The organism is Citrobacter sp. Cc139 (assembly GCF_030334645.1).
In the GTDB taxonomy this organism is placed as follows: domain Bacteria; phylum Pseudomonadota; class Gammaproteobacteria; order Enterobacterales; family Enterobacteriaceae; genus Citrobacter; species Citrobacter werkmanii.
The window spans coordinates 1-5,976 of record NZ_JAOWDM010000060.1; the positions used below are offsets into that span (position 1 = coordinate 1).

Annotated in this window: 5 protein-coding genes and 1 pseudogene; 2 read left to right on the plus strand and 4 right to left on the minus strand. The window is 56.9% G+C overall.

Annotated elements, in window-relative coordinates; all coding sequences use genetic code 11:
* Positions 1–15: 15 nt before the first annotated feature.
* Positions 16–713 (minus strand): IS1-like element IS1B family transposase gene (locus OGV69_RS03445; RefSeq protein WP_095033700.1). Its coding sequence is split into 2 segments (ribosomal slippage): positions 16–464 and positions 464–713, totalling 699 coding nucleotides; the frame shifts between segments, so codons are not numbered across the junction.
* Positions 714–762: 49 nt separating this feature from the next.
* On the opposite strand from OGV69_RS03445, the gene catA reads away from it, so the two are divergent.
* The gene (catA, locus tag OGV69_RS03450; RefSeq protein ID WP_286469094.1) at positions 763–1,371 is read left to right on the plus strand and encodes a type A chloramphenicol O-acetyltransferase; all 609 of its coding nucleotides are present in this window, start codon (positions 763–765) and stop codon (positions 1,369–1,371) included.
* A gap of 200 nt (positions 1,372–1,571) precedes the next feature.
* Here catA and OGV69_RS03455 read toward each other — a convergent pair whose 3' ends face one another.
* The 3 genes and pseudogenes from OGV69_RS03455 to OGV69_RS03465 form a co-directional block, all read right to left on the minus strand.
* On the minus strand, positions 1,572–1,949 hold the full coding sequence (locus OGV69_RS03455) for a GNAT family N-acetyltransferase (RefSeq protein ID WP_000656305.1): 378 nt from the start codon (positions 1,947–1,949) through the stop codon (positions 1,572–1,574).
* A gap of 66 nt (positions 1,950–2,015) precedes the next feature.
* Complete coding sequence (locus OGV69_RS03460) at positions 2,016–4,997, minus strand: Tn3-like element TnAs3 family transposase (protein ID WP_126697380.1); 2,982 nt, start codon at positions 4,995–4,997, stop codon at positions 2,016–2,018.
* Positions 4,998–4,999: 2 nt separating this feature from the next.
* Positions 5,000–5,155 (minus strand): annotated as a pseudogene (locus tag OGV69_RS03465) (helix-turn-helix domain-containing protein); the annotation flags it as partial.
* A gap of 64 nt (positions 5,156–5,219) precedes the next feature.
* Between OGV69_RS03465 and OGV69_RS03470 the strand changes: the two are divergent.
* A complete protein-coding gene (locus tag OGV69_RS03470; protein ID WP_001067855.1) occupies positions 5,220–5,924 on the plus strand; it encodes an IS6-like element IS26 family transposase in 705 nt (234 codons plus the stop codon).
* The last annotated feature ends 52 nt before the right edge of the window (positions 5,925–5,976 follow it).

The following is a 5,976-nucleotide window of genomic DNA, read 5'->3' on the forward strand; positions in this document are numbered from 1 at the left end:
GGTAATGACTCCAACTTATTGATAGTGTTTTATGTTCAGATAATGCCCGATGACTTTGTCATGCAGCTCCACCGATTTTGAGAACGACAGCGACTTCCGTCCCAGCCGTGCCAGGTGCTGCCTCAGATTCAGGTTATGCCGCTCAATTCGCTGCGTATATCGCTTGCTGATTACGTGCAGCTTTCCCTTCAGGCGGGATTCATACAGCGGCCAGCCATCCGTCATCCATATCACCACGTCAAAGGGTGACAGCAGGCTCATAAGACGCCCCAGCGTCGCCATAGTGCGTTCACCGAATACGTGCGCAACAACCGTCTTCCGGAGCCTGTCATACGCGTAAAACAGCCAGCGCTGGCGCGATTTAGCCCCGACGTATCCCCACTGTTCGTCCATTTCCGCGCAGACGATGACGTCACTGCCCGGCTGTATGCGCGAGGTTACCGACTGCGGCCTGAGTTTTTTAAATGGCGGAAAATCGTGTTGAGGCCAACGCCCATAATGCGGGCGGTTGCCCGGCATCCAACGCCATTCATGGCCATATCAATGATTTTCTGGTGCGTACCGGGTTGAGAAGCGGTGTAAGTGAACTGCAGTTGCCATGTTTTACGGCAGTGAGAGCAGAGATAGCGCTGATGTCCGGCGGTGCTTTTGCCGTTACGCACCACCCCGTCAGTAGCTGAACAGGAGGGACAGCTGATAGAAACAGAAGCCACTGGAGCACCTCAAAAACACCATCATACACTAAATCAGTAAGTTGGCAGCATCACCGAACATTTTGAGGCATTTCAGTCAGTTGCTCAATGTACCTATAACCAGACCGTTCAGCTGGATATTACGGCCTTTTTAAAGACCGTAAAGAAAAATAAGCACAAGTTTTATCCGGCCTTTATTCACATTCTTGCCCGCCTGATGAATGCTCATCCGGAATTCCGTATGGCAATGAAAGACGGTGAGCTGGTGATATGGGATAGTGTTCACCCTTGTTACACCGTTTTCCATGAGCAAACTGAAACGTTTTCATCGCTCTGGAGTGAATACCACGACGATTTCCGGCAGTTTCTACACATATATTCGCAAGATGTGGCGTGTTACGGTGAAAACCTGGCCTATTTCCCTAAAGGGTTTATTGAGAATATGTTTTTCGTCTCAGCCAATCCCTGGGTGAGTTTCACCAGTTTTGATTTAAACGTGGCCAATATGGACAACTTCTTCGCCCCCGTTTTCACCATGGGCAAATATTATACGCAAGGCGACAAGGTGCTGATGCCGCTGGCGATTCAGGTTCATCATGCCGTTTGTGATGGCTTCCATGTCGGCAGAATGCTTAATGAATTACAACAGTACTGCGATGAGTGGCAGGGCGGGGCGTAATTTTTTTAAGGCAGTTATTGGTGCCCTTAAACGCCTGGTTGCTACGCCTGAATAAGTGATAATAAGCGGATGAATGGCAGAAATTCGAAAGCAAATTCGACCCGGTCGTCGGTTCAGGGCAGGGTCGTTAAATAGCCGCTTATGTCTATTGCTGGTTTACCGGTTTATTGACTACCGGAAGCAGTGTGACCGTGTGCTTCTCAAATGCCTGAGGCCAGTTTGCTCAGGCTCTCCCCGTGGAGGTAATAATTGACGATATGATCATTTATTCTGCCTCCCAGAGCCTGATAAAAACGGTTAGCGCCGGGGTTGGATTTTTCAGCGTTCCAGCTAAGGCTAAGGCATTCCTGTTCAAGCGCAAGCCGGGCTATAAAGCGCATTATCGCTTTACCCGTGCCCTTATTTCGATCGCACTGAGAAACATACAGCTCTTTAATATGCAGCTGACCGCTGTATCGGGGCGAGGGATAAAGAATATTGCAACATGCCAGGCCAGTAATGTTATTGCCGCAGCGCGCTCTGATCACCAGGGTACCGGAAAGCCGGTTGAATAACTTTTTACAGAGATAATCCTTCATCAACGCTTCCTGAATGATACCTTCGCCATAATAGGGGTCGTCTCAGAAAACGGAAAATAAAGCACGCTAAGCCGGTTGCAGAGGCCGTAGCGGCCTGAACTTCCCCGCGCCGATCTTGGCGCTGCTGCGCCATAGGTAATCACCGGTCAGGTTGATGTGCTCCCAGCCGAGTGGCGACAGGTACTGCAATAGCGAGTCATCGACGGCATGACCATTGCCGCGCAACGCATGCGCCGCACGCTCCAGGTAGACCGTGTTCCACAGCACGATGGCCGCCGTCACCAGGTTGAGGCCGCTGGCCCGGTAGCGCTGCTGCTCGAAACTGCGGTCACGGATTTCACCAAGGCGGTTGAAGAACACGGCACGGGCCAGCGCATTGCGCGCCTCGCCCTTGTTCAGCCCGGCATGCACGCGGCGGCGTAGCTCGACGCTTTGCAGCCAGTCGAGGATGAACAGCGTGCGCTCGATGCGGCCCAACTCGCGCAGCGCGACGGCCAAGCCGTTCTGGCGCGGGTAGCTGCCGAGTTTCCTGAGCATCAGCGAGGCCGTCACCGTGCCCTGCTTGATCGAGGTGGCCAGCCGCAGGATTTCGTCCCAATGGGCGCGGACGTGCTTGATGTTGAGCGTGCCGCCGATCATCGGCTTGAGCGCGTCATAGGCGGCATCGCCCTTCGGGATGTAGAGCTTGGTGTCGCCCAGGTCGCGGATGCGCGGCGCGAAGCGGAAGCCCAAGAGGTGCATCAGGGCGAAGACGTGATCGGTGAAGCCCGCCGTGTCGGTGTAGTGCTCCTCGATCCGCAGGTCGGATTCGTGGTACAGCAGGCCGTCGAGCACGTAGGTTGAGTCGCGCAGGCCGACATTGACCACCTTGGTGTGGAATGGCGCGTATTGGTCGGAGATGTGGGTGTAGAAAGTCCGTCCTGGGCTGCTGCCATATTTTGGGTTGATGTGCCCCGTGCTCTTTGCCTTGCTAGCGGTTCGGAAATTCTGTCCGTCCGATGATGATGTGGTGCCATCGCCCCAGTGCCCGGCAAAGGGATGCCGAAACTGAGCGTTGACCAGTTCAGCCAACGCTGTCGAGTACGTTTCGTCGCGGGTATGCCAGGCTTGCAGCCAAGCGAGCTTCGCGTAGGTCGTGCCGGGGCAGGACTCGGCCATCTTGGTCAGGCCCAGGTTGATCGCGTCGGCCAGGATCGTGGTCAACAACAGGTTCTTGTCCTTGGCCAGATCGCCCGATTTCAAGTGCGTGAAGTGCCGGGTGAAGCCCGTCCACTCATCGACTTCGAGCAGCAGTTCGGTGATCTTGACGTGCGGCAGGACCATGGCTGTCTGGTCTATCAGCGCCTGCGCGGTGTCGGGCACCGCCGCATCCAGCGGCGTGATCTTCAAGCCCGACTCGGTGATGATGGCATCCGGCAGGTCGTTGGCTGCCGCCATGCGGTTGACGGTGGCAAGTTGTGCTTCCAGCAGCGTCAGCCGCTCATGCAGATATTGTTCGCAGTCGGTGGCCACGGCCAGCGGCAATTCGCTGGACTGCTTGAGGCTGGTGAACTTCTCGGGCGGTACCAGGTAGTCCTCGAAGTCCTTGAACTGGCGTGAACCCTGCACCCAGATGTCGCCCGAGCGCAGGGAGTTCTTCAACTCGGACAGCGCGCACAGTTCGTAGTAGCGCCGGTCGATGCCGGCGTCGGTCATCACCAGTTTCTGCCAGCGCGGCTTGATGAAGCCGGTCGGTGCATCGGCTGGCAGCTTGCGGGCGTTGTCGGTGTTCATGCCGCGCAGCACCTCAATGGCATCAAGCACGTTTTTGGCGGCGGGCGCGGCCCGCAGCTTGAGCACGGCAAGGAATTCCGGTGCATAGCGGCGCAGGGTGGCGTAGCTCTCGCCGATGCGATGCAGGAAATCGAAGTCATCGGGTTGCGCGAGCTTCTGCGCCTCGGTGACGCTCTCGGCAAAGGAATCCCAGGACATGACGGCCTCGATGGCGGCAAACGCATCGCGGCCTGATTGCTTGGCGTCGATCAGCGCCTGACCGATGCGCCCGTACAGACGTACCTTGGCGTTGATGGCCTTGCCTGACGCCTGGAACTGCTGCTGATGCTTATTCTTGGCAGCGTTAAACAGCTTACCCAGGATGCGGTCGTGCAGGTCGATGATTTCGTCGGTGACGGTGGCCATGCCCTCGGTGGCCATGCCCTCGGTGGCCAGCGCCACGAGAGTGGCGTAGCGCCGTTGCGGCTCGAATTTGGCCAGGTCGGCGGGTGTCATCTGGCCGCCCTCGCGGGCAATCTTGAGCAGGCGGTTCTGGTGAACCAGCCGCTCGATGCCGGTAGGCAGATCGAGTGCCTGCCATGCCTTGAGGCGTTCGATGTGTTCCAGCATATGCCGCGAATTTGGCTTGGCCGGAGACTGGCGCAACCAAGCCAACCAGGTCGTCTTGCCGTTGTCCCGGCGCTTGAGCAGATCGTCGAGGCGGCGGCGATGCGCGTCCGCCAGTGGTTCGGCCAAGGCGTCGTAGATGCGCCGGTTAGCACGGGTGATCGCCTCGGCACTCGCCCGCTCGACGGCGTTGAGGGCGGGCAGAATGACCGACTGCCGCCGCAGGTGCCCGATCAAGGCGCTGGCCAGCACGATGCCTTTGTCGGTTTGCATCGCCAGCTCGGTCAGCATCTGGACGGCCTGCCGGTAATGGCTCATGGTGAAGGGCCGGAAACCGAACACGGTTTGCAGCTCGCTCAGGTGCTCGCGCCGGGTCTGCTCCCGCTGGCCGTACTCGTTCCAGCTTTCGACGCCGACCTTGAGCTGGTCGGCGACCAGCTTCAACAAGGGCGGGAACGGTAGTTCATCGACGCCCAGGATGACGCCGGGAAAGCGCAGGTAACAGAGCTGCACCGCGAAGCCCAGCCGATTGGCTGGCCCGCGCCGCTGTCGGATGATCGAGAGGTCGGTATCGTTGAATGTGTAATGTCGGATCAGGTCGTCCTTGGAGTCCGGCAACGCCAGCAGGCTTTCCCGCTCGGCGGCGGACAGGATGGAACGACGTGGCATATTTACTGATCCGTTCTCAAGTATTGATACAGGGTTTCGCGACTGATTCCGAATTCACGAGCAAGCTTGGTCTTTTGCTCGCCAGCCTCGACACGTTGGCGCAGTTCGGCAATACGCTCAGACGACAGGGATTTCTTCCTGCCACGGTAAGCCCCGCGTGGCACTGTTGCAAATAGTCGGTGGTGATAAACTTATCATCCCCTTTTGCTGATGGAGCTGCACATGAACCCATTCAAAGGCCGGCATTTTCAGCGTGACATCATTCTGTGGGCCGTACGCTGGTACTGCAAATACGGCATCAGTTACCGTGAGCTGCAGGAGATGCTGGCTGAACGCGGAGTGAATGTCGATCACTCCACGATTTACCGCTGGGTTCAGCGTTATGCGCCTGAAATGGAAAAACGGCTGCGCTGGTACTGGCGTAACCCTTCCGATCTTTGCCCGTGGCACATGGATGAAACCTACGTGAAGGTCAATGGCCGCTGGGCGTATCTGTACCGGGCCGTCGACAGCCGGGGCCGCACTGTCGATTTTTATCTCTCCTCCCGTCGTAACAGCAAAGCTGCATACCGGTTTCTGGGTAAAATCCTCAACAACGTGAAGAAGTGGCAGATCCCGCGATTCATCAACACGGATAAAGCGCCCGCCTATGGTCGCGCGCTTGCTCTGCTCAAACGCGAAGGCCGGTGCCCGTCTGACGTTGAACACCGACAGATTAAGTACCGGAACAACGTGATTGAATGCGATCATGGCAAACTGAAACGGATAATCGGCGCCACGCTGGGATTTAAATCCATGAAGACGGCTTACGCCACCATCAAAGGTATTGAGGTGATGCGTGCACTACGCAAAGGCCAGGCCTCAGCATTTTATTATGGTGATCCCCTGGGCGAAATGCGCCTGGTAAGCAGAGTTTTTGAAATGTAAGGCCTTTGAATAAGACAAAAGGCTGCCTCATCGCTAACTTTGCAACAGTGCC